Genomic DNA, 21,289 nt, shown 5'->3' with positions numbered 1-21,289 from the left:
TTAATATTTATTATTCTATAACTTAAAAATTAACTGTTAATCTTTTTAAGGTGATCGGATGAATGAATGATACATGAGTACATTTTAATTGCAGTTGTAATGAAGAATCATTTGCATATAATGTCTCTCCAATGATTGGGAATCCTACACTTGCTAGATGCACTCTAATTTGATGCGTTCGACCTGTATGTAATTGTAAATGTAACCTCGTCGTATTCGTAGTTTTATCATAATGTCCATCCATAATTTCAGTTCTTGATGTTAATCCATTCATATCAATCGCTCTTTCTATAATGGACCCATCCTTCCTATCAATAGGATAGACAAGGTTTGCTGGACCATTATACTCTCCATATATCGACGCATCATACTCTTTAATAACAGACTGTTGGTGCATCATACCATGGATAAAGTCATACTTCAGAATAATCATTAATCCTGAAGTATCTTTATCTAGTCGGGTCAAAATATGGATCTTATGACCCTTTAATAATGCAATCTCTTGTATCGATAGATTAGGATTTTTATTAAATGTTGCTTTATGACTATATAGTCCACTTGGCTTATTAATAATAATTAGAAACTCATCTTCATAGATTGTATGGATATTAAATGATTCAAACACTGCTTTCAAGTCAAAATCATCGTATCCTATTTTTAAAATAAGCTTATGATGACAATTAACAACGGAATGTGGTTTCACACTTTGACCACATTCCGTTGTTAATTGATAATCTGCTGATGTGAATATTAGCTTTCTAAATTTTTTAGATAAATGATAATATTTCAATACATCCATAGCTGTTTGATTTTTATATGAAATTAATTCAATAATCACGATTCATCACTTGAGATGAATGAATCATGAACTCTTTTCCAGAAAGGAAATGGCCTAAACCTTGCAAATCTAATGCGTTCATTGGCCACTCTAAATTGTATCGACTCTATATCTTTATGGTCAGCACTCAAGTGGTCAATCGTCACTTGAAACCGATCTTCATTACAAGGTGTTACAACGAGCGTATGATGTTTCGGGAGTATCATCGGCGAGCCGACGGTTCTAAATACTCGGTTATTAATCGATGCAATTTCTGTAAGTTGTATCGCTTCAATTGACGGATGAATTAATGCTCCGCCTAAAGCTTTATTATAAGCCGTTGAACCTGAAGGAGTTGATATACATAAGCCATCACCTCTGAATCGTTCAAAATGCTGCCCTCTTAATGTGACATCCGTTACAAGCGTAGCGCCATTTATTGTTTTTACTGTCACTTCATTGGCTGCCACATAACGACTTTCACGACCATTATGTGTATAACGTATAATAGTCTCAACTAACGGATATTCAATCACTTCGAACTCTTCTTCATGAATAGCCATCACTAACTTTTCAACTTCATGAGGTAACCAATCTGCATAAAAACCTAAATGTCCGGTATGCACTCCAACAAATGCTGTTTCACCTAACCGATGTGTGTAATGATGGAAAGCTTGCAATAATGTTCCATCGCCGCCGATCGAAATAACAATATCGGGATTGTCTTGATCTTCAATTAAATTCACATTTGTCATGTGCCGTTCCATCTTCGCTTTCAATGCATTACTAGTTGCATCACCTTTTGAGCGAATATAATATTTCATGAAGTCACCTTCTATCTGTTCGATTATTTGTGAAATACTTTTGGGCTGCTTTAATTTCTTCTTTTATCTCATTCATTTCTTGATCAAGTAAGTATGATGCTTGCGCTGCATTTTGTAACCGTTGTTGTATTTCTGGTGGATATTCACCAGCATACTTATAATTCAGTGTATGTTCAATCGTTGACCAGAAGTTCATCGCTAACGTACGGATTTGAATTTCAGCAAGAACGACTTTCTTTCCTTCAATGGTCTCAATTGGATATTCTATAATGACGTGGTACGATCGATAGCCAGATTGCTTCGTATGTTCTATATAGTTACGCTCTTCAACAATTTTGAAATCATCACGTTGTCTAAGCAATTGAACAACAATCTCAATATCATCGACAAACTGACACATAATTCTCAAGCCACATATATCATACATTTCAAGCGCTAACTTATCATAGTCAATATTTCGTGCTTGTGCTTTTTCTATAATGCTTCCAACAGGCTTAATTCGTCCTGTAACAAATTCAATTGGTGAGTATTCATTGTTAAGCTCATATTGTTTACGAATGCCTTTAAGTTTGACTTTCAACTCTTCATTCGCTTGTTTGTAAGGGCTTAGAAATTCTTCCCATTGATTCATTGTCAATCACTCATCTTTCAATTTGAAAGTCTCTTCAACTGCTTCATGAAAATCTTTACCATAATTATCATTACCTTTAATATTCCATAACAAATCATTCATCTCATCTTTGAACTCTATCAGTTCTAACGTGTCATTAATGATGATTGGATGCTTTTCAAATGATTCATGTAACATTCCCCAAGTTTCCTGTACAAAATGTAAGTTATCGAATGATTTACCGTTATCTAATAAGTAAATGAAGGAATGTTGATCACTATCAACAATCATTCGCCCAGTTGCTTCATAACCTTCAATTGATTCTTCTGTATATCCATAGAATTGTCCATCTTTTATTTTTACTTCCGTAATGTATAAATTCATAAGTAACACTCCTATTCAATATATTATTTTAACATAAAAGTACATAAATGATATTATTTTATACGAGGTGATCCTATGCAGGAAATAGAAATTGAATTTAAAAATATGCTAATTAAATCTGAATATAAACAACTACTCAATCACTATTTTGATGTTACAAAATGTCATCCAATCATTCAAATTAACGAATATTTTGATACATATGATAACGATTTGACCACAAATAAAATTGCACTACGCATAAGAACAATAGATGACAATAAAGAATTAACATTGAAAATCCCATCGACAAATCAAAATCAAAATATCGAAATTAATGAGATGGTCCAATTTGACACATTGACACACTTTGAACAGCTTAATGACATGATGAAACAACATTTAAAACAATATGAAATAGAAGCATTGTCCTTCTGTTCTTTAGGCAAAATAAAAACAACACGTTATGAAAAAGAGTTAGACAATGAGCTTCTCGTATTAGATCACACTGAATTTCCTAATTTCGAAGATTATGAATTAGAATTTGAAGTTAATCATCATGACAATGGATTAAAAAAGTTTAATGCTCTGTTGAACCAACATCACATTCCAGTAAGAAAAGCTAATCCAAAGATCAAAAGATTTATGGACCATCTCTAGGAAGCAAAATAATTGAAAAATTCTTCATAAAAGAACATGATGTATATAGATTTATTTTTAAAGGAGTCAATTGTATGAATCCATATAAAGAGATTGGAGAAGAAAAACTGCATCAAATGATTGATATCTTCTACAACTATGTAAAAAATGATGACAGAATGAATCATCTATTTCCAGGTGATTGGGCAGAAACTGCAAGAAAACAAAAGCAATTCCAAACTCAATTTCTCGGTGGACCTAATCTTTACATTGAAGAACATGGTCATCCAATGATGAAAGCACGCCACATGCCGTTTGTCATCACTGAAATAGAGCGAGATGCTTGGCTTGAAAATATCTCTAAAGCCATTGACGACGTTGGTCTAGATGCTAATATGAAAGGCTATTTAATGGAGAGATACACAATGGTTGCTCATCATATGCAAAATAGTACTGTAAATGAGTAATTCATGATAAGGATGATTTCATTATGAATAAAAAATTTTATGCACTCGATGAGAGTATCCCCGAGCATGAACGTTGTATTAAAGAGATTAAAAAAATAGAAATTTTTGTCTATTTCGATCCTTTTGACCCAAACTGTTGGGAACTAGAACGTTATATGAAAAAATTATCGTTTGAATATGATCACATTGTTAGAATTAGACGTGTACTTCTCCCTTCTATTAAAGTATTAACTAAGTGCCAAGCACAAGCGACAGAAACTTTCGATAACATCGCATTTGCTATGAAGGCTGCTGAACTACAAGGCACTAAATATGGTGACTTATTCATACACCATATATTTAAAAATTTAAATGTAGAACATAAAGTATTAACGACGGAGAAAATAAAAAAATGTGCCCAATTAGCAGGCCTTGATATTCAAGAATTTGAAGATGATATTCGCTCAAATCTTATGACACCAGCCCTTAAAACCGATCAACAAATGGCACTTGAAATGGATGTCGACAGTGCTCCAACTGTCGTATTTTTTGGGGGGTGCGATACCGATGAAGGTATTAAAGTAGAGGGAATATATGACTATTCTGTATATACGTATATAATATCCAATTTATTTGATTATGAACTTGAAAAGAAACTAGCTCCTTCATTACTTGATTACATTAAAATGCACAAAATAGTTTCTGAAAAAGATATTATGACTTTATATGATTGGGATGAACAAATCACTGCTAGAGAATTAAAAAAGTTAAATCTTCAAAAACATGTCACTTATTTTGTAGGAAGAGATCAATTAACTTATTGGAAATTAAACAATGTATAGTACCCCTATGATAAATAAGGGTACTATTTTTTTGCAAAAAAATAGTGACGTGTGTTGCACGTCACTTAAACAAAGGGGATGGGAGAAATTTATTGACATAAAAGCAAAGGGGTATGCTTTATGTGTAAATTTCATAATCAAAATATATCACGAATTAAAGATATATTCAATCGTTTTGTCTTGAATTCTAAATTAAATATTGAAATTTTCTATAATATTATAAAGATTTAATTAATTTCTCAAATTCATCTAATTTTTGTTCAAATACTTTACACGCTTTTACAATCGGCTCTTTTGATGTCATATCAACGCCAGCATTTTTTAGCACGGTTAATGGTTCTTCAGAACTACCAGCTGATAACATTTCTTTAACATAACGATCTACCACTGGTTGTCCTTCTGATAAAATTTGCTCACTTAACGCAATCGCAGCACTATACCCTGTCGCGTATTGATATACATAGAAATTATAATAGAAATGAGGGATTCTTGACCATTCTTTTGAAATATTCTCATCTGTTACAACTGCATCACCATAGTATTTTTTATTAAGATTACCGTATAATTCATTTAATGCATCCGCAGTTAATGGTGTACCTTCTTCTTTCATCTGATGAATCAAATGTTCAAACTCAGCAAACATTGTTTGTCTAAATACCGTTCCCTTGAATCCTTCTAATTCATGATTTAACAAGTATAATTTCTTCATTGGGTCTGTCAGTTCTTGATGCATCGTATGAGCTAGCAATGCTTCATTGCAAGTCGATGCTACTTCTGCGACAAATATTGAATAATCACTCATATGTGACGGTTGATGTTTACGTGACAAATAACTATGTGCTGAATGACCGAATTCATGTGCTAATGTAAATAAATTATTGACGTTATCTTGCCAGTTCATTAAAATAAATGGATTTGTTAAATATGATCCAGATGAGTATGCTCCACTTCGTTTACCTTTATTCTCATATACGTCAACCCAACCGTTGGATAAGCCTTCTTTAATGATATCTAAATAGTCTTCACCCATTGGTTTTAAACCTTTGATCAACCACTCTTTTGCTTCTTCATAGGTTACTTTAAAATCGATATCTTTCACAAGTGGTGTGTACATATCATACATATGCATTTCATCTAATTGTAACAACTCTTTGCGTAACGCAGTATAACGATGGAGCAGTGGTAAATGTTCATTCACCGCATCAATTAATTGATCATAAACCACTTCATCAATTCTGTTCTGGTGCAATGCTTGGTGTCTACTCGAGTCATATCCTCTTACTCTTGCTGAGAATATGTGTTTATCTACAACACCTGATAATGTTGATTGAAGTGTGTGATTGTATTGTCCATAAGCTTTATACATACTATTATATGTGTTTTTTCTCAACACACGATCAGATGATTCCATCAACTTGGAATATGATCCTTGCGTTACAATGTGTCGTTCACCTGCTTGATCAATCGCATCATCAAACTGTATATCTGCATTGCTAAACATAGAAAATGTTTCTTCAGCAGTTGATAATGGCTCACTCGCAAGCGCTAATATTTTCTCTTCATTTGTTGATAGTGTATATGGTTTATCTTTTAAGATATTAATTAAATTAAATTCAAATGACTTTAATCCTTCATGCGACTCAATCATTTCCTTCATACGTGATTCATCAATGGACAGTAACTCTGCTGTAAAGTAGCTCCACGCAGCACTAAATTGTACCGCTAAACTTTGAACTTTATTCTCCATCGCACTATACGTTGAATTCGAAGTATCTTGATCATGTAACAAATGTGCATATACATAAAGTTTAGATAGTTGTTGTGAATCATTCTCAAGGGTTGTTATTGCTTCATATAACGTCTCACTTGATGAATTCAACTTCGTTTTAAATTGTTCTGCTTTATTGATATTTGATTTTACAACTTCAAATTGATCCCAAAATTGGTCATCACTTTCAAAAATTGTCGTTAAGTCCCATTGATCTTTTGGATTTATTTCATGTCTCTCTTTTAATGTAGTCATTAAAAACCCTCCTAAATATTGTGAATATTATTAATTCTATCATAATATTCTGTCGTTAATAAATCAATACGATCTGCTGTCAACGTTAATTTATAGTCATCATAAAATGTTCTCATAAAAAATGAATGTTCTATAAGCAACCTTGTTCCCTGCTCACTTTGTAACAACATTTGCCATGTCACAGGTGAGATTTTACAATACAGTGAATGACATGTTGTAATACCAACACATGATGGAATCGTATTATCAAATCTTTGAGCATAGTACATAGCCGTTAATGTAAGATCGTTAACATTCCTTTTTCGACGACATCGCTTGATATAGTCTTGAATTACATTCGATTTAATATGATATGGAATGTGATTTAGTTTATTGTTTGATGATTTACAATTAAGAGATTGGCGATTTAATAAATCATTTGCCGATATAATATGGTCATAATACATAAATGTGTGATCGCCACAATAGCTAAACAAATAAATTTGATGTAGCTGCAGTGTAGTATTATCAAGAGCATAAATGCTCAATGTTTCACCACAAATTAAAGACTGTTGAAATTGTGTCAAATCAATTAAATGTCCATTAAATTTTAAAGATTGATAATCAATAATCCATACAACATCAAACCCACATTCATAGTATCCATTTGAGCGCATTAGTATATCACTAAATGGAATGTTAGAACATTGAATTTCAATCGCTGTATGATGATTTACGAAAACATCTGGTATTTGTTCAATGTCTTTGATGTAATATTCTAAAGCAACACGATGATTTAAATGACGAAACAATTGATATAGATTATGTTTCATTGACAAATGTAATGGACTTTCTTTTTTATATTTATATGCATGACATAAGTGATGTCTTGCATGAGCAAAATGTGGTATTTTATGTTGACCGTGTTTAATAATGACAGGCTCATGACAGATTGGACAGCAATATTTATTGTTACGATTTGCATCATGAATTGACACAACTTCATTTGTTTGAATATCTTTAGCCATTAACATAAAAAAATACCTCCTACTATATATATCGTAAAATAGTAGGAGATTTCTTAATTATTTAACAAAAAATTTACAAACTTGTCTAAACACGTTATAAGTGAAAATTACTTTCCCATAATCTTCCAAATAGTGTCGTGTTTTCGTTGTCCTTTCAGCATACTCACTTATAATACTTAAAAATCTCAAGTACTGTTGTTGATCTGTTCCATGTAACTCGACTAAGTAATAATATTCATCATTTAAAACGTACAGCATATCATCCTTATCGAATGATTGTAATTCCTGTACTTTACTACATTGAATTACATCTTCAAAGTCATTAAACTTCATCAATAGTTCTTTATTGTATAATCTAACTTTCTCATCTTCTTTAGAATCAAGATGACCAGCCATTACATCGTCATATAATGCATTCATTTCATCATCAATCGCTTTGTTTTCTTCACTTTGCTGGTTAGATCTAGCTAATTTATAACCATTGTTGTGTACATCATACATATGCTCTTCATGTGTTGATTTCGTAACAATGACCTCAATCCCTTTATCAAATGCATGAATTTGAATCCACAACGGTCCATCCATCATGAAGTCTTCTTCCTCATTCACTTCATCCATCATCTTCCAGAAAAATTCTTCACCTTTTTGCTTATTGAACCATAGATCATCTTGCTTAAATCCACGTTCTTCAATATCACTGTACGTTACATATAATTTAATTGTCGATTCATCAATCCGTTCAATTCTCACTCTAATTCACCTCTCGTCCATATCTATTATATATATATTATCGCTTTTGGCGTTAAAGTTAAAATATAATGATTAAGTATATTGTCAAATAATTATATAGAAAGACGGACAAAATTGCAAATTAAAAGCGTATCTATCTTAATGATAGACACGCTTTTAAATGCATTTAATTGATTTTTATAAATCAACCATTTTTTGTGCTTCTTGTAATTGGAACGTACGAACTTTTCGTGGTAAAAATCTACGAATCTCATCTTCGTTGTATCCAACTTGAAGTCTTTTCTCATCCAATATAATCGGACGACGTAATAAGCCCGGGTTTTCTTGGATGATTTGATATAAATCTTGTAATGGCATTGCATCGATTTCGATGTTTAATTTTTGATATGTTTTAGAACGCGTAGAAATAATCTCTTCCGTTCCATCTTCAGTCATTCTCAAAATAGATTTAATTTCATCAATTGTTAACGGCTCTTGAAAAATGTTACGTTCAGTATAAGGAATATCATGTTCTTTTAACCATGCTTTCGCTTTTCTACAAGACGTACAACTTGGTGAGGTAAATAATGTAACCATACATATTACACTCCATTTCATATAAATTAGCCATTGTAACGAGATATGTAACAATAACTTGCTAAAAATTAGCTTATATATATTATAAAACGAGAACATTAAAATTTAATGAGATTCACATAAAATTATTGTAAATCTTCTATTAAATTAAATTCATAATTGTTTACAAATGATATAAAGCTTTATTCATCCTATATATTATTGTATCATAAATAGTATTAATATTAAAGTTAGTGGAGGTCATAACATGAAGACTTTATTTTCGGGTATACAGCCTAGTGGTGTCCCTACCATCGCAAATTATATCGGTGCGATTAAACAATTTCAAACGATGCAATACGATTATGAATCATACTTCTGTATTGTCGATCAACATGCAATTACAGTGCCTCAAGACCGTCTAAAACTTCGTGAACGTACACGACAACTTGCCGCAATTTATCTAGCTTCTGGGATAGATACAACCCATTCAACACTATTTATACAAAGTGAAGTTCCAGCTCATGCACAGGCCGGTTGGTTGATGCAATGTATATCATACATCGGTGAATTAGAACGAATGACTCAATTTAAAGATAAATCGTCGAAACAACAGGATGGTATTTCTGCTGCTTTATTAACATATCCACCATTAATGGCTGCTGATATATTACTCTATGGCACTGATATTGTGCCTGTCGGTGATGATCAAAAACAACATTTAGAACTGACTCGTAATTTAGCTGAACGTTTTAATAGTAAATACAATGATATCCTTACAATTCCAGAAGTAAAACTACCTGAATATGGTGCTCGTATTAAAAGCTTACAAGAACCAACAAAGAAAATGAGCAAGAGCGACTCAAATCAAAAATCATTTGTTTCATTGCTTGATCCACCTAAACAAATTGAGAAAAAAATTAAAAGTGCAGTCACAGACTCAGAAGGGATTATACGATACGATAAAGAGAATAAACCTGGTGTATCAAATCTATTGGATATTGTGAGTGTACTCAAAGATGCAACTGTTGAATCTATCGAAAAAGACTTTGAAGGTGTGCAATACGGAGAATTCAAATCGTTCGTTGCAGAAGTCGTAGTCGATGAATTAACTCCATTTCAAGAGCGATATGAACATTATATGAATTCAGAAGAGCTTGACCATATTCTAGATAAAGGTCGTGATCAAGCAAATATGAAAGCACAGAAAATGCTCACTAAGATGGAAAACGCAATGGGATTAGGTAGAAAAAGAAAATAAATATAAAGAAGGTATAACATAAACATATTTATGTTATACCTTCTTATTATTAATTATTATTAGCTTTATACTATTTCAAGTTACCTGTATATCCATTTTTATTTGCTTCTTTACGATATTCTTCGAATTCTTTCTCAGAACAATATACATAATGGTCTGGAGTAATTTCACGTAATTGAACAACATCATCCTCATCATAATTATGAACTTCAGGATCATATGTCGATCTTACACGTGTTCTCTCTGACTCAGGGTCTGGATGCGGAATGGCACTTAACAATGATTTCGTATATGGATGGAATGGTGAGTTATAAATATCATCACTCGTCCCGATTTCAACCAATTTACCAAAGTACATTACCCCTATACGGTCAGATATATATTTAACCATTGATAAATCATGCGCGATAAATAGATAAGTTAAATCATCTTCACGTTGCAAGTCTTGTAAAATGTTTACAACTTGCGCTTGAATTGATACGTCCAATGCAGAAATTGGCTCATCGGCGATAATAAAGTCTGGACTTACAGCTAATGCTCTTGCAATACCAATACGTTGTCGCTGTCCACCAGAGAACTCATGTGGATAACGGTTCGCATGCTCTCTATTTAAACCGACACGCTCTAGCAATTGATAAACTCTCTCTTTTTTATCTTGTTTATTTTTTGATAGTTTATGAATATCAATACCTTCTGCGATGATATCCATAACTTTCAAACGTGGGTTAAGCGAAGCATAAGGATCTTGGAAAATCATTTGCATTCTTCTATTGAATTCTGCTAAGTCTTTACGTTTTTTGATATCTTGTATATTTACATCATCAAAAATTACTTTACCAGCTGTCGCGTCATAAAGCTTAATAATTGTACGACCTGTTGTTGATTTACCACAACCTGATTCACCTACAAGTCCAAACGTTTCACCTTTATAAATATCAAATGAAACATCGTCAATCGCTCTTACTTCATTAGGTTTACCCTCATTAAAGTATTGCTTAAGACCTCTCACTTGAACTAATTTAGTCTTACCATCTTTATATAATTTAACGCCTTCTTTTTCTTCATCTGATAACCAGACAATATCATTACGAATACTAGATTTAACATCAATTTTAGGTGGTGTCATTATGCAAGTACCCCCTTCACTTGTTTTGGTGTATCAAACTGCCCTGGTAAATCACGATGCTTCATTTTCACCATTTCAGGTGGCTCTACATGTGGTGCATCCGGATGTAGTAACCAAGACCTTACAAAGTGTGTATCAGATACTTGGAACCATGGCGGTGGTTCTTCGAAATCAATTTCCAATGCGTATTCACTACGTGGTGCAAACGCATCACCTTTAGGCGGATTAATCAAATCAGGCGGCGTACCTGGAATGGCTTGTAATGAAATGTCTTTCGTTGTATCTAGTGATGGCATACTTGACAATAACCCCCATGTATATGGATGTTTCGGATTGTAGAATATTTCATCTACTTGACCACTTTCGACAATTTGACCACCATACATTACAGCAACTTTATCCGCAACATTTGCAACGACACCTAAATCGTGAGTAATGAAAATAATTGCAGTTCCAAATTTCTCTTTCAATTCATTCATCAAATCAAGAATTTGTGCTTGCATCGTCACATCAAGGGCTGTTGTCGGTTCATCAGCAATGAGTATTTTCGGCTCACATGCTAAAGCAGTCGCAATAACGATACGTTGTCTTTGACCACCAGAGAACTGATGAGGATACATCCCGTAACGCTCTTCTGCCTTCTTAATGCCAACATCCTTCAAAATTTCTATGGCTCTTTTCTTCGCATCAGATTTAGACATATTCATATGTTTGATTAATGGTTCTGCAACTTGACGTCCAATCGTCATTGTTGGATTAAGAGACGTCATTGGGTCTTGAGAAATTAATGAAATTTCACTCCCTCGAATGTTTTGCATGTCCTTCTCTTTAAGCTTAGCTAAGTCTTGATTATTAAATAACACTTGACCAGATTTAATTCTCCCAACACGACCTGGTAATAACCTCATAATCGCTTTCGTTGTAACAGATTTTCCTGAACCTGATTCACCAACGATTGCTAATGTTTCACCTTTATTTAAAACGAAGTCTACACCACGAACAGCTTGTACTTCGCCTGCACGTATGTCGAAGGATACTTTTAAATCTTTAACTTGTAATAACGGTTCTGTTGTATTTTCCATTAGGTTATCCTCCTTAATCTCTCATCTTCGGATCGAATGCATCACGTAATCCATCACCGAATAAGTAGAATGATAATATCAACACACTCAATACTAATGAAGGAATCATTAGTTGATATGGATGTAATAATAATACTTTACGGCCATCATTTATTAATGATCCTAATGATGCGTTCGGTGCCGGTATACCTAAACCGATAAAGCTTAAGAAAGCCTCTGAGAAGATTGCACCTGGAATTGAGAACATCAATGTTACGATAATTGGACCTAAAGTATTCGGTAAAATATGTCTAAAAATTAATCGACTTTTAGATGCTCCTAATGTTCTTGATGCCATAACAAACTCTTCATTCTTTAACTTTAAGAACTGCCCACGTACAATACGACTCATTCCGAGCCAACCAAGTACTGCCAGTGCAAAAATAATAGTGAACAATCCAGCATCCATAACAACAATTAGTAAAATAACTAAAATCAAGTATGGAATACTACTTAAAATTTCAACGATACGCTGCATAATTGTATCTACTCTTCCACCGACATAACCTGAAATCGAACCATAAATTACACCGATGATTAAATCAATTAATGAAGCTGCTAAACCGATAATGACAGAAATTTGAGTCCCTTTCCATACACGTGTCCATAAATCACGACCTAAGTTATCCGTTCCAAACCAATACGCTTCTTTAATGTCTCTCGTTTCATATACGTCGATTCCATCTTTATTTAAACCATCAAATGGTGAAAATGGTATATCAGCTAAAGCATGGACTTTCGGTGGCAAGTTTTTATGATCTAAGTTTTGTGCATGGAAACTATGACCATTCATCATCGGCCCTACCCAAGCCATAATACCGAGAAGTATCATGACAATTAAGCCAGCAAGTGCTAATTTGTTTTTATATATTTGATATGCTGCATCTTGCCAGAAGTTTTTACTTTTTCGTTGAATAACTTCATGTTGGCTTGAATCTTGTTTGGCAAACGCCATTGACCCTATTGGAGATGTTAATTCCTGATGTGCATCTGCTGCATTAACGTCAATTTTTTTTGTATGATCTTGTTCTCTAGTCATTAACTGTCACCATCCAATCTAATTCTCGGGTCAATTATCACATATAAAATATCTACCACGAGTAAAATTACAACGAGTAAAATACTGAAAAACATTGTCAACGCCATAATCACTGGATAGTCATTCGTCATAATTGAATTAACGAACTGATCACACATCCCTGGAATAGCAAAAATTTGTTCAATCGTTAAAGCCCCTGTTAAAGTAAATACAGCCATTGGCCCAACGATTGTAACGATTGGGATCAATGCATTTCTTAAAGCATGTTTAAACAATACCGAAACTGTCGAATTCCCTTTTGCTTTAGCTAAAGTAATATAGTCTGATCCTAATACTTCAATCATTTCAGCACGAATATAACGAGCTACCGTCGCAATTGGACTACACATTAATGCAATCGCTGGCATGATAATATATAATGGTCCATCCCAACCTGCAACCGGAAGTATTTCCCATTCAACCCCAAAAAAGTATTGTAAGTATGTACCAATTACAAATGACGGAACGGCTACGAATAATACTGAGATGAATGTTGCAAGGTAGTCAATCCAACTATTTTGTTTAACCGCTGCAATGACACCGAGAATTACTCCGATAATCACACCGAAAAAAATAGCATAGATTCCTACTTCAGCTGATACTGGTAATCTTTCCATAATCAATGGTAATACATCACGTCCATCGTATTTGAAAGAAACACCAAAATCTCCTGTTGCGATATTCTTTAAATATGTTAAGTATTGCACAAATACAGGGTCTCCTAATCCATATCTTTCATTTAAAATTTGTCGTTGTTCTGGAGATAATTTTTCATCATTAAATGGTGAACCTGGTAATAATTTCATTAAAAAAAACGTGATCGTTGCAATGATGTATAGTGTTACAAACATATAACCGATACGTTTTAAAATATATTTGAACATCGTTTAACCTCCTTAATATAGATGAATACGAAGAGTATGACATACTCTTCGTGTTCATCACTTATGTTGTATTATTTTGATTCTTTACCTTCAATACTTGTTGTCTTCAATGAGAAGTCAACACCAAATTTATGACGGTGATAATCTTTAATGTACGGTTGTTGTAAGTATGCAGCACCTGTTTGATACAACGGCATTACTGGTGCATCTTTCAACATTAATGCTTCAGCTTCTTGTAATGCTTTGATTCTTTCTTCCGGCTTCGTCGCTAGATCACCTTTTGCTGATTCAATTGCTTTATCATATTCAGGGTTAGACCAACCAGAACTGTTTTGGTTATTGCCAGTCGTTAAAATTTCTAAGAATGATAATGGATCTGGATAATCAGCTCCCCACCCTGAGAAACCAATTTCAAATTGTCCTTTATCTTCTAGAGCAATTTTTTGTTTGAATGGTTGTTGCTTAATTTTAAGTGATAAACCATCTAAGTTTTGCTCAAGTTGTGATTGGAAATATTCAGCATCCGTTTTTGCAGAATCTTGATCAAATGTTAACAATTCAATTGTAATCTCATCTTTTCCAAGTTCTTCTTTCGCTTTTTCCCAAGCTTTCTTAGCAGCTTCTGGGTTATAGCTATACGGTGCGTCTACACCTTCTGTATATTCTTCTCCACCTTCTGATTCAACTAATTCTGATGGTGTGAATTTGTCATATGCTTTTGAACCATTATTTCTATTTGATGAAACATATTTCTCTTTATCAATCGATTGTGCAATCGCTTGACGGACATTTTCATTCTTTAATGTTTCATTTTCTAAGTTAAATACGAAGTAGAATGTTGATGCACGTAAGTCAGTCTCAAAGTTTTCATCTTCTTTATAACTGTCAACATGTTCTGCACTTAAACCAGTAATATCAATTTTCCCTGTTTCGTAAAGGTTAATTCCTGTTTGAACGTCCTTAACAATTTGGAAGTTTACTTCATCTAAATTAACTGCTTCTTTATCCCAATATTCTTCATTTGGTGTTAATTGGTATTTACTTTCAGTCTCCCAGTTATTTAAAACAAACGGACCGTTGTATAAAGTCTTATCTTCTGACGTTCCATACTTACCATCTTGTTCATTATAGAACTTTTCGTTTAACGGATAGAACGTAGGGAATGTTAATAATTGTTGGAAGTATGGCACTGGTTTTTCTAATTCAATTTCTAATGTTTGATCATCGATTGCTTTGACACCTAATTCATCGACTTTCTTATCGCCATTATTAATCGCTTCTGCGTTTTTGATATCATATAAAAAGTACGCAAATTCAGATCCTGTTTCAGGGTTTAACGCTGTTTGCCATGCGAATACGAAATCTTTCGCCGTCACCGCTTCACCATTTGACCATTTGGCATCTTCACGCAATTTAATCGTATAAGTTTTCTTATCTTCTGATACTTCAGGCTCACCTTCGGCAACCCCTTCTTCAATCTTGTCATCTTTCCCTAAAGAGTATAGACCTTCTTGTGTTTGTCCTAACACACTCGTTGAAGCTGAATCTGTTGCAAGTGCTGAGTTCATTGTTGGAATATCAGATGCTGCAGATAAGTTTAAGACTTGTTTATCCTCACCATCTTCACCTGAACCACCTTCTGATTTACCACCACCGCTCGTTGAGCATGCTGCAAGCACTAACGATGCTGATAGTGTAAGCGCTGTCATCTTACCAAGGTTTTTATACATAATGTAACTCCTCCCAATGCAACTAACGTTGCAATCAATAATTCCTTCAATTTTCTGAAGATTAGTTTTATTATAGGGTAAATATTTTTTCAATGCAATATTGAATTTAAATTATATTTGTGCTTGTGGCAATTTTCTAATATTTTAACAGAGTAAAGAGCAATGAATGGGAGGATTCATTGCTCTCTATGAATGAAATTATTGATTTATATTCAAGGTAAATTATTCTTTACCTTCAATATCAACATGTTTGAATGTCATATCAGCACCAAATTTATGGCGTTGATAGTTTTTGATGTAAGGTTGTTGTAAGTACGCTGCACCTGCTTGATACATCGGCATAATTGCAGCATCTTCTAACAAGATATTCTCTGCTTCTTGCATTGCAGCCCAGCGTTCTTCAGGCTTATCGGCTAATTCACCTTTAGCATCTTTAACCAATTTGTCAAACTCTGAGTTCGACCACTCCATTTGGTTGTGTGCACCATCTGTCACAAACAAATCGACAAATGTCATTGGATCCGGATAGTCAGGACCCCAACCAGCAAATGATAATTGGTAATCTCCTTTAGATTCAAGCGCAAGCTTTTGTTTGAATGGTTGTTGTTTAATCTTAAGTGATAAACCATCTAAATTCTTTTGAAGTTGTGCTTGGAAATATTCTGCATCTGTCTTCGATGTTTCAGAATCATATGTTAATAACTCAATTTCTATTTTATCTTTACCGAGCTCTTTTTTAGCTTTTTCCCAAGCTTCTTTCGCACCTTCTAAGTCATATGACAATTCTGATTTAACGCCTTCAACATAATCCTTTTCGTCTGGACCTTTAACAAACTCTTTAGGCGTTAATTTATCAAAAGCGATGGAACCGTTGTTTAAATTTGATTGAACATATTTTTCTTTATCAATTGCCTTATTGATTGCAAGTCTTACGTTTTTGTTCGCCATGATTTCGTCATTTTGGTTAAATCTCATAAAGAATGTTGACGTTCTGAGTTCTGTGTTAAAGTTAGGATCTTCTTTATAATTATCTACATGCTCAGCACTTAAACCTACAATATCGATTTTTCCTGTTTCGTAAAGGTTGATCGCAGTTTGAGGGTCCTTTACGACTTGGAAGTTTACTTCATCTAACTTAACTGCTTCTTTATCCCAATATTCTTCGTTTGGTACAAGTTTGAACTTACTTTCTGTTTCCCAATCTGTTAACTCAAACGGTCCATTATATAGCGTCTTTTCTTCTGTCGTACCAAATTTATCACCTTGTTCTTCTACATACTTTTCATTCAATGGATAGAATGTAGCAAATGTGAGTAACTCTTTAAAGTACGGTAATGGTTTTTCTAATTCAACCTCTAATGTATAATCATCAACCGCTTTAATACCCAGTTCATCAACTTTTTTCTTTCCTGTATTTACGGCTTCGGCATTTTTAATATCGTACATAATATAGCCATATTCTGAAGCCGTTTCAGGATCTAACGTACGTTTCCAACCATATTCAAAGTCTTTGGCTGTTACTGGATCACCATTAGACCACTTCGCGTCTTCACGAAGTTTAAATGTATATTTTTTACTATCTTCACTAACTTCTGGTTCACCTTCTGCAATCCCATCTACAGCTTTATCATCTTCTCCTAATCTATATAATCCCTCTTGAGTTTGATTCATTATGTAGAATGATACTTGGTCAGTTGCTAATGAACTATCCATCGTAGGAATATCAGATGCTGCAGATAAATTTAATACTTTCTTTTCATCCGATCCTTCCCCACCTTCTTTAGATGCAGAGTCACCACTATTTCCTGTTGATGAACAACCTGCCAATGCTAATGTGAGTGCTAGTGTTGATGCAGTATAAAGTTTCCATCTTTTTGCCATGTGTAAATTCCTCCTAAGGTTTTATAAAATCTTTCTAATTAGAATTTTCAGAAGATTTGACTTAATTATACAAAGGCTTGAAAAATAATGCAAGTTTATTTTTAGAAAATTTAAATATTTTATTATTTTCAGTTATTTATTATCGTATTATCTTCTAAGAAATATTATGTTAATATTTAAAATAATAAAATACCAAAGGAGATCATATGAAACATATTTTAAGAAACACATTAATTTATTGTGCTGTAATCATTATAATTTCTATCATTGTTTTTCTATTTTTTAAAAATGATAAGATTGGTCAAACATTATTCGACTATATCGTCTTTTTCTCTATCATCGGTTTAACCATTTCACTCATTTTATTTTTGATCAATCGGAAAGCATATAGTATTTTTAGTTACTCTTTCAAAAAGTTTATGTACCGTATGAAACCAAAAAGTTTACAAAACATTCAAGCAAATGATGACGTGATGAATCCTAAGTCATTAAGTATCAACCCCGACATGCCATATCAGTTCGGAGGATTATTTATTGCATCGCTCTTTTTATTATTTACTTCAGGCATCATTTCATTATTCATTTAAAAAACGATCGACAATTTTTATTTTGTCGATCGTTTTTTTCATATTCATTCCATCTACAACTCAATCCATTTTATTTCATGGATTAATCATCAAACAAAAAAGATTAGGGTATTTTAAAATACCTTAACCTTCATAACGCTTCAACATTAATGTTGAATTATGACCACCAAATCCTAAACTATTCGATAGAGCATACTTAATATCTTGTTTTATCATTTCATTTGGCACATAGTCCAAATCACATTCTGGGTCTTTCTCAACATAATTAATGGTTGGTAAAATAATCCCATGTTCTAATGATAATGCAGAAAAAATTGCTTCTATTCCTCCAGCTGCGCCAAGCATATGACCTGTCATTGACTTCGTACTAGAAATCTTCATATTATAAGCATGATCTCCAAACGCATCCTTAATGGCCATCGTTTCAAATTTTTCATTTAGCGGTGTGCTTGTTCCGTGAGCATTGATATAATCTACATCTGTCGGTTGAATGCCAGCGTCTTCAATGGCCATCGTCATTGCACGTGATCCACCTGACCCACCAGGTGCTGGTGCTGTAATATGATGTGCATCTCCTGTTGATCCGTATCCTACAACTTCCGCATAAATATGAGCACCACGTGCTTTCGCATGTTCTAACTCTTCTAACATGACGATGCCTGCACCTTCACTCATTACAAATCCGTCTCGATTCGCATCAAATGGTCTACATGCACTATTAGGATCAGGATTCAATGTTAATGCTTTATTCGCTTGAAAACCTGCTAATCCCATTCGACTGATTGGTGCTTCTGTTCCACCAGCGACCATTGCTGTTGCATCACCACGTTGAATAAATTTAAACGCTTCACCAATACTATTCGTTCCTGTCGCACATGCTGTTACAGTACATCCATTTGGTCCTTTCGCACCTAAGTCAATCGAAACCTGACCTGCAGCCATGTCGGTTATCATCATCGGTACAAAGAAAGGGCTTACTCTTTTCGGACCACGTTTTAATAGCATATCATAGCCTACTTCGAATGTTCCGATTCCTCCAATACCACTACCAATCCACACACCAACACGTTCACTCAATTCTCCTTCTATTTTCAATCCACTATCTAACACTGCCTCACGAGAAGCGACGATTGCGTATTGAGTGAATCGATCCATTTTTCTTGCTTCTTTTTTAGAAAAATGATCTAACGCATCATAACCTTTTAACTCACCTGCAACTGATACTTCAAAATCTGTCGTATCAATTCGTGTAATCTCTCCGATACCATTTTGACCTTTCATTCCATTTTGCCATAACTCTTTTGCATTATTTGAAATTGGTGACAATGCACCTAATCCAGTAATAACAACTCTTTTTTTGTCCATCCGTGTCATCTCCTTATTTCCCCCAAGTTAATCCTAACGCACCATAAGTCAGTCCGCCACCGAAACCAACAAGTATAATGTTATCTCCATCATTTAGTTTATTGTTTTGACGTTCATAGTCCATCGACAACGGAATACTTGCAGCACTCGTATTACCATAACGATCGACGGTCACACTTAATTTATCAACATCAAGATTCATTCGTTCTCTAGCCGCTTCCATAATTCGAATATTCGCCTGATGAGGAACAAGTAAAGAAATATCTTCCGGTTGCCAATTACATTGTTCCATTACTTCAACAGAAATTTCCGGCATCATTCTTACAGCAAACCTAAACACTTCTCGACCATTCATTTTTAAATAATGTGTGTTTAAATCTTCATATAATAAATCTGCTCCAGAACCATCACTTCCTAGTTTATGGCTCTTGATTCCTTTGCCTTCACTGACCTTCGAAACAACAACGGCACCTGCTCCATCACCAAATAAAACAGCAGTAGAACGATCGGTCATATCTGCAATCTTTGATAATTTATCTACACCAATCACCAATACATTATCATACATATTAGATTGAACATACATTTGAGCCGTAATCACACTATATATAAAACCGGTACATGCTGCTTTTTGATCCAACGAAGGAATGGATGTAGCACCTAATTCATGTGCAATGATATTAGCAGTCGACGGAAATTGTTGATTACTCGTTGATGTTGCTACAATAATCAAATCAATATCATCGATTGTTAGATTCGCATCTTCTATTGCTTTCCTTGCTGCATTCACTCCTAAATCACTCGTTGTCTCATCATCTCTTGCAAATCTTCTTTCTTTAATACCTGTCATTTTGCTAATCCATTCATCATTCGTATCGAGGAACTTTTCAAAATCTGAATTTTTCATAATACGTTCTGGTACATATGTCCCTAATCCTATAATTCCAACACCCATAGGCTTAACCTCACTTTATTTTTTTAATGTAAGTTTTGTTATTTATATATTAAACATAATTTTATTAACTGATATTATTATTAGGTACTAATTTATCATATATCACATTAAATTGAAAACTTTTGATTTCTATATGTACATTATTAATACTTTTATTTATAATGATATCGAATGGGGAAAAATTGGAGGTTTAAACATGAAATATATTATCACATTATTTTGGGGCGTTTTATTATTTCATATGGTCAATTTCATATTAAATAGTTTAGCAGGCGGTGGTCCAATGGATCTTGTACAGGCTACGATTGCAAGTTTAATTTTTGGTGTCATTGTTATCCTCTTTGCATTGGTTTTAGATTTGTTAGCACCTAAAGTTGATGAGGAGTCAACGCATCATTAATAATTATATTAGTAAAGGGTTACTC

22 protein-coding genes are annotated in these 21,289 nt (G+C 33.7%); 6 read left to right on the top strand and 16 right to left on the bottom strand.

Annotated elements, in window-relative coordinates; all coding sequences use genetic code 11:
- Positions 1-22 precede the first annotated feature (22 nt).
- The 4 genes from EDD62_RS01190 to EDD62_RS01175 are packed head-to-tail and all read right to left on the bottom strand — an operon-like array spanning position 23 to position 2,635.
- The gene (locus EDD62_RS01190; RefSeq protein ID WP_123807221.1) at positions 23-838 is read right to left on the bottom strand and encodes an RluA family pseudouridine synthase; all 816 of its coding nucleotides are present in this window, start codon (positions 836-838) and stop codon (positions 23-25) included.
- Positions 835-1,641 (bottom strand): NAD kinase, encoded by an 807-nt coding sequence (locus tag EDD62_RS01185; protein WP_077140644.1) that lies wholly within the window; start codon positions 1,639-1,641, stop codon positions 835-837. The genes EDD62_RS01190 and EDD62_RS01185 overlap by 4 nt, the downstream gene beginning before the upstream one ends.
- Before the next feature lie 4 nt (positions 1,642-1,645).
- A complete protein-coding gene (locus EDD62_RS01180; RefSeq protein WP_077140645.1) occupies positions 1,646-2,272 on the bottom strand; it encodes a GTP pyrophosphokinase in 627 nt (208 codons plus the stop codon).
- Positions 2,273-2,278: 6 nt separating this feature from the next.
- On the bottom strand, positions 2,279-2,635 hold the full coding sequence (locus EDD62_RS01175; RefSeq protein WP_123807220.1) for a UPF0738 family protein: 357 nt from the start codon (positions 2,633-2,635) through the stop codon (positions 2,279-2,281).
- A 75-nt stretch (positions 2,636-2,710) separates the two neighbouring features.
- Here EDD62_RS01175 and EDD62_RS01170 point away from each other — a divergent pair, with 75 nt between their 5' ends.
- The 3 genes from EDD62_RS01170 (at position 2,711) to EDD62_RS01160 (ending at position 4,541) form a co-directional block, all read left to right on the top strand.
- Positions 2,711-3,274, top strand: a complete 564-nt coding sequence (locus EDD62_RS01170; protein ID WP_123807219.1) for a CYTH domain-containing protein — start codon at positions 2,711-2,713, stop codon at positions 3,272-3,274.
- Positions 3,275-3,348: 74 nt separating this feature from the next.
- A complete protein-coding gene (locus EDD62_RS01165; RefSeq protein ID WP_077140648.1) occupies positions 3,349-3,720 on the top strand; it encodes a globin domain-containing protein in 372 nt (123 codons plus the stop codon).
- A 23-nt stretch (positions 3,721-3,743) separates the two neighbouring features.
- Positions 3,744-4,541 (top strand): DsbA family protein, encoded by a 798-nt coding sequence (locus EDD62_RS01160; RefSeq protein WP_077140649.1) that lies wholly within the window; start codon positions 3,744-3,746, stop codon positions 4,539-4,541.
- Positions 4,542-4,758: 217 nt separating this feature from the next.
- Here the strand turns inward: EDD62_RS01160 and pepF are convergent, their stop codons facing one another.
- From pepF to spxA, 4 genes are all read right to left on the bottom strand, one after another.
- The gene (gene pepF, locus EDD62_RS01155; protein WP_123807218.1) at positions 4,759-6,564 is read right to left on the bottom strand and encodes an oligoendopeptidase F; all 1,806 of its coding nucleotides are present in this window, start codon (positions 6,562-6,564) and stop codon (positions 4,759-4,761) included.
- An 11-nt stretch (positions 6,565-6,575) separates the two neighbouring features.
- Positions 6,576-7,577: a competence protein CoiA gene (locus EDD62_RS01150; protein ID WP_123807217.1), complete on the bottom strand. Its 1,002-nt coding sequence runs from the start codon at positions 7,575-7,577 to the stop codon at positions 6,576-6,578.
- Between the two features lie 51 nt (positions 7,578-7,628).
- Positions 7,629-8,321: an adaptor protein MecA gene (gene mecA / locus EDD62_RS01145; RefSeq protein ID WP_077140652.1), complete on the bottom strand. Its 693-nt coding sequence runs from the start codon at positions 8,319-8,321 to the stop codon at positions 7,629-7,631.
- 177 nt (positions 8,322-8,498) lie between these two features.
- Complete coding sequence (gene spxA, locus EDD62_RS01140; RefSeq protein WP_123807216.1) at positions 8,499-8,897, bottom strand: transcriptional regulator SpxA; 399 nt, start codon at positions 8,895-8,897, stop codon at positions 8,499-8,501.
- Positions 8,898-9,144: 247 nt separating this feature from the next.
- Between spxA and trpS the strand changes: the two genes are divergently transcribed.
- The gene (gene trpS, locus EDD62_RS01135; protein WP_123807215.1) at positions 9,145-10,137 is read left to right on the top strand and encodes a tryptophan--tRNA ligase; all 993 of its coding nucleotides are present in this window, start codon (positions 9,145-9,147) and stop codon (positions 10,135-10,137) included.
- Positions 10,138-10,207: 70 nt separating this feature from the next.
- On the opposite strand, the gene EDD62_RS01130 is transcribed toward trpS, so the two are convergent.
- The 6 genes from EDD62_RS01130 to EDD62_RS01105 all read right to left on the bottom strand — a co-directional run bounded on the left by EDD62_RS01130 (position 10,208) and on the right by EDD62_RS01105 (position 17,957).
- On the bottom strand, positions 10,208-11,263 hold the full coding sequence (locus tag EDD62_RS01130) for an ABC transporter ATP-binding protein (protein WP_123807214.1): 1,056 nt from the start codon (positions 11,261-11,263) through the stop codon (positions 10,208-10,210).
- Positions 11,263-12,345, bottom strand: a complete 1,083-nt coding sequence (locus EDD62_RS01125) for an ABC transporter ATP-binding protein (RefSeq protein WP_077140655.1) — start codon at positions 12,343-12,345, stop codon at positions 11,263-11,265. The genes EDD62_RS01130 and EDD62_RS01125 overlap by 1 nt, the downstream gene beginning before the upstream one ends.
- A 13-nt stretch (positions 12,346-12,358) precedes the next feature.
- Positions 12,359-13,423 (bottom strand): oligopeptide ABC transporter permease, encoded by a 1,065-nt coding sequence (gene opp3C / locus EDD62_RS01120; protein WP_077140656.1) that lies wholly within the window; start codon positions 13,421-13,423, stop codon positions 12,359-12,361.
- The gene (locus tag EDD62_RS01115) at positions 13,423-14,346 is read right to left on the bottom strand and encodes an ABC transporter permease (RefSeq protein WP_123807213.1); all 924 of its coding nucleotides are present in this window, start codon (positions 14,344-14,346) and stop codon (positions 13,423-13,425) included. Before EDD62_RS01115 ends, opp3C begins: the two co-directional genes overlap by 1 nt.
- 71 nt (positions 14,347-14,417) lie before the next feature.
- On the bottom strand, positions 14,418-16,076 hold the full coding sequence (locus EDD62_RS01110; protein WP_123807212.1) for a peptide ABC transporter substrate-binding protein: 1,659 nt from the start codon (positions 16,074-16,076) through the stop codon (positions 14,418-14,420).
- 222 nt (positions 16,077-16,298) lie between these two features.
- A complete protein-coding gene (locus EDD62_RS01105; protein ID WP_123807211.1) occupies positions 16,299-17,957 on the bottom strand; it encodes a peptide ABC transporter substrate-binding protein in 1,659 nt (552 codons plus the stop codon).
- Positions 17,958-18,163: 206 nt separating this feature from the next.
- On the opposite strand from EDD62_RS01105, the gene EDD62_RS01100 reads away from it, so the two are divergent.
- Positions 18,164-18,544: a DUF3899 domain-containing protein gene (locus EDD62_RS01100; RefSeq protein WP_123807210.1), complete on the top strand. Its 381-nt coding sequence runs from the start codon at positions 18,164-18,166 to the stop codon at positions 18,542-18,544.
- A 123-nt stretch (positions 18,545-18,667) separates the two neighbouring features.
- Here the strand turns inward: EDD62_RS01100 and fabF are convergent, their stop codons facing one another.
- Positions 18,668-19,909, bottom strand: a complete 1,242-nt coding sequence (gene fabF / locus EDD62_RS01095; RefSeq protein WP_123807209.1) for a beta-ketoacyl-ACP synthase II — start codon at positions 19,907-19,909, stop codon at positions 18,668-18,670.
- A gap of 13 nt (positions 19,910-19,922) precedes the next feature.
- The gene (locus EDD62_RS01090) at positions 19,923-20,864 is read right to left on the bottom strand and encodes a beta-ketoacyl-ACP synthase III (RefSeq protein ID WP_123807208.1); all 942 of its coding nucleotides are present in this window, start codon (positions 20,862-20,864) and stop codon (positions 19,923-19,925) included.
- 196 nt (positions 20,865-21,060) lie between these two features.
- Here EDD62_RS01090 and EDD62_RS01085 point away from each other — a divergent pair, with 196 nt between their 5' ends.
- Entirely contained in the window at positions 21,061-21,264 is a 204-nt protein-coding gene (locus EDD62_RS01085; RefSeq protein WP_077140663.1) for a YjzD family protein, read from the top strand.
- The last annotated feature ends 25 nt before the right edge of the window (positions 21,265-21,289 follow it).

The organism is Abyssicoccus albus, assembly GCF_003815035.1.
In the GTDB taxonomy this organism is placed as follows: domain Bacteria; phylum Bacillota; class Bacilli; order Staphylococcales; family Abyssicoccaceae; genus Abyssicoccus; species Abyssicoccus albus.
This window is presented reverse-complemented; position numbering and strand designations above follow the sequence as displayed.

Coding starts and splice junctions, on each gene's coding strand:
- EDD62_RS01185 (WP_077140644.1), bottom strand. CDS start 1,641: ATGAAATATTATATTCGCTCAAAAGGTGATGCAACTAGTAATGCATTG.
- EDD62_RS01180 (WP_077140645.1), bottom strand. CDS start 2,272: ATGAATCAATGGGAAGAATTTCTAAGCCCTTACAAACAAGCGAATGAA.
- EDD62_RS01175 (WP_123807220.1), bottom strand. CDS start 2,635: ATGAATTTATACATTACGGAAGTAAAAATAAAAGATGGACAATTCTAT.
- EDD62_RS01170 (WP_123807219.1), top strand. CDS start 2,711: ATGCAGGAAATAGAAATTGAATTTAAAAATATGCTAATTAAATCTGAA.
- EDD62_RS01165 (WP_077140648.1), top strand. CDS start 3,349: ATGAATCCATATAAAGAGATTGGAGAAGAAAAACTGCATCAAATGATT.
- EDD62_RS01160 (WP_077140649.1), top strand. CDS start 3,744: ATGAATAAAAAATTTTATGCACTCGATGAGAGTATCCCCGAGCATGAA.
- pepF (WP_123807218.1), bottom strand. CDS start 6,564: ATGACTACATTAAAAGAGAGACATGAAATAAATCCAAAAGATCAATGG.
- EDD62_RS01150 (WP_123807217.1), bottom strand. CDS start 7,577: ATGTTAATGGCTAAAGATATTCAAACAAATGAAGTTGTGTCAATTCAT.
- spxA (WP_123807216.1), bottom strand. CDS start 8,897: ATGGTTACATTATTTACCTCACCAAGTTGTACGTCTTGTAGAAAAGCG.
- trpS (WP_123807215.1), top strand. CDS start 9,145: ATGAAGACTTTATTTTCGGGTATACAGCCTAGTGGTGTCCCTACCATC.
- EDD62_RS01130 (WP_123807214.1), bottom strand. CDS start 11,263: ATGACACCACCTAAAATTGATGTTAAATCTAGTATTCGTAATGATATT.
- EDD62_RS01125 (WP_077140655.1), bottom strand. CDS start 12,345: ATGGAAAATACAACAGAACCGTTATTACAAGTTAAAGATTTAAAAGTA.
- opp3C (WP_077140656.1), bottom strand. CDS start 13,423: ATGACTAGAGAACAAGATCATACAAAAAAAATTGACGTTAATGCAGCA.
- EDD62_RS01115 (WP_123807213.1), bottom strand. CDS start 14,346: ATGTTCAAATATATTTTAAAACGTATCGGTTATATGTTTGTAACACTA.
- EDD62_RS01110 (WP_123807212.1), bottom strand. CDS start 16,076: ATGTATAAAAACCTTGGTAAGATGACAGCGCTTACACTATCAGCATCG.
- EDD62_RS01105 (WP_123807211.1), bottom strand. CDS start 17,957: ATGGCAAAAAGATGGAAACTTTATACTGCATCAACACTAGCACTCACA.
- EDD62_RS01100 (WP_123807210.1), top strand. CDS start 18,164: ATGAAACATATTTTAAGAAACACATTAATTTATTGTGCTGTAATCATT.
- fabF (WP_123807209.1), bottom strand. CDS start 19,909: ATGGACAAAAAAAGAGTTGTTATTACTGGATTAGGTGCATTGTCACCA.
- EDD62_RS01090 (WP_123807208.1), bottom strand. CDS start 20,864: ATGGGTGTTGGAATTATAGGATTAGGGACATATGTACCAGAACGTATT.
- EDD62_RS01085 (WP_077140663.1), top strand. CDS start 21,061: ATGAAATATATTATCACATTATTTTGGGGCGTTTTATTATTTCATATG.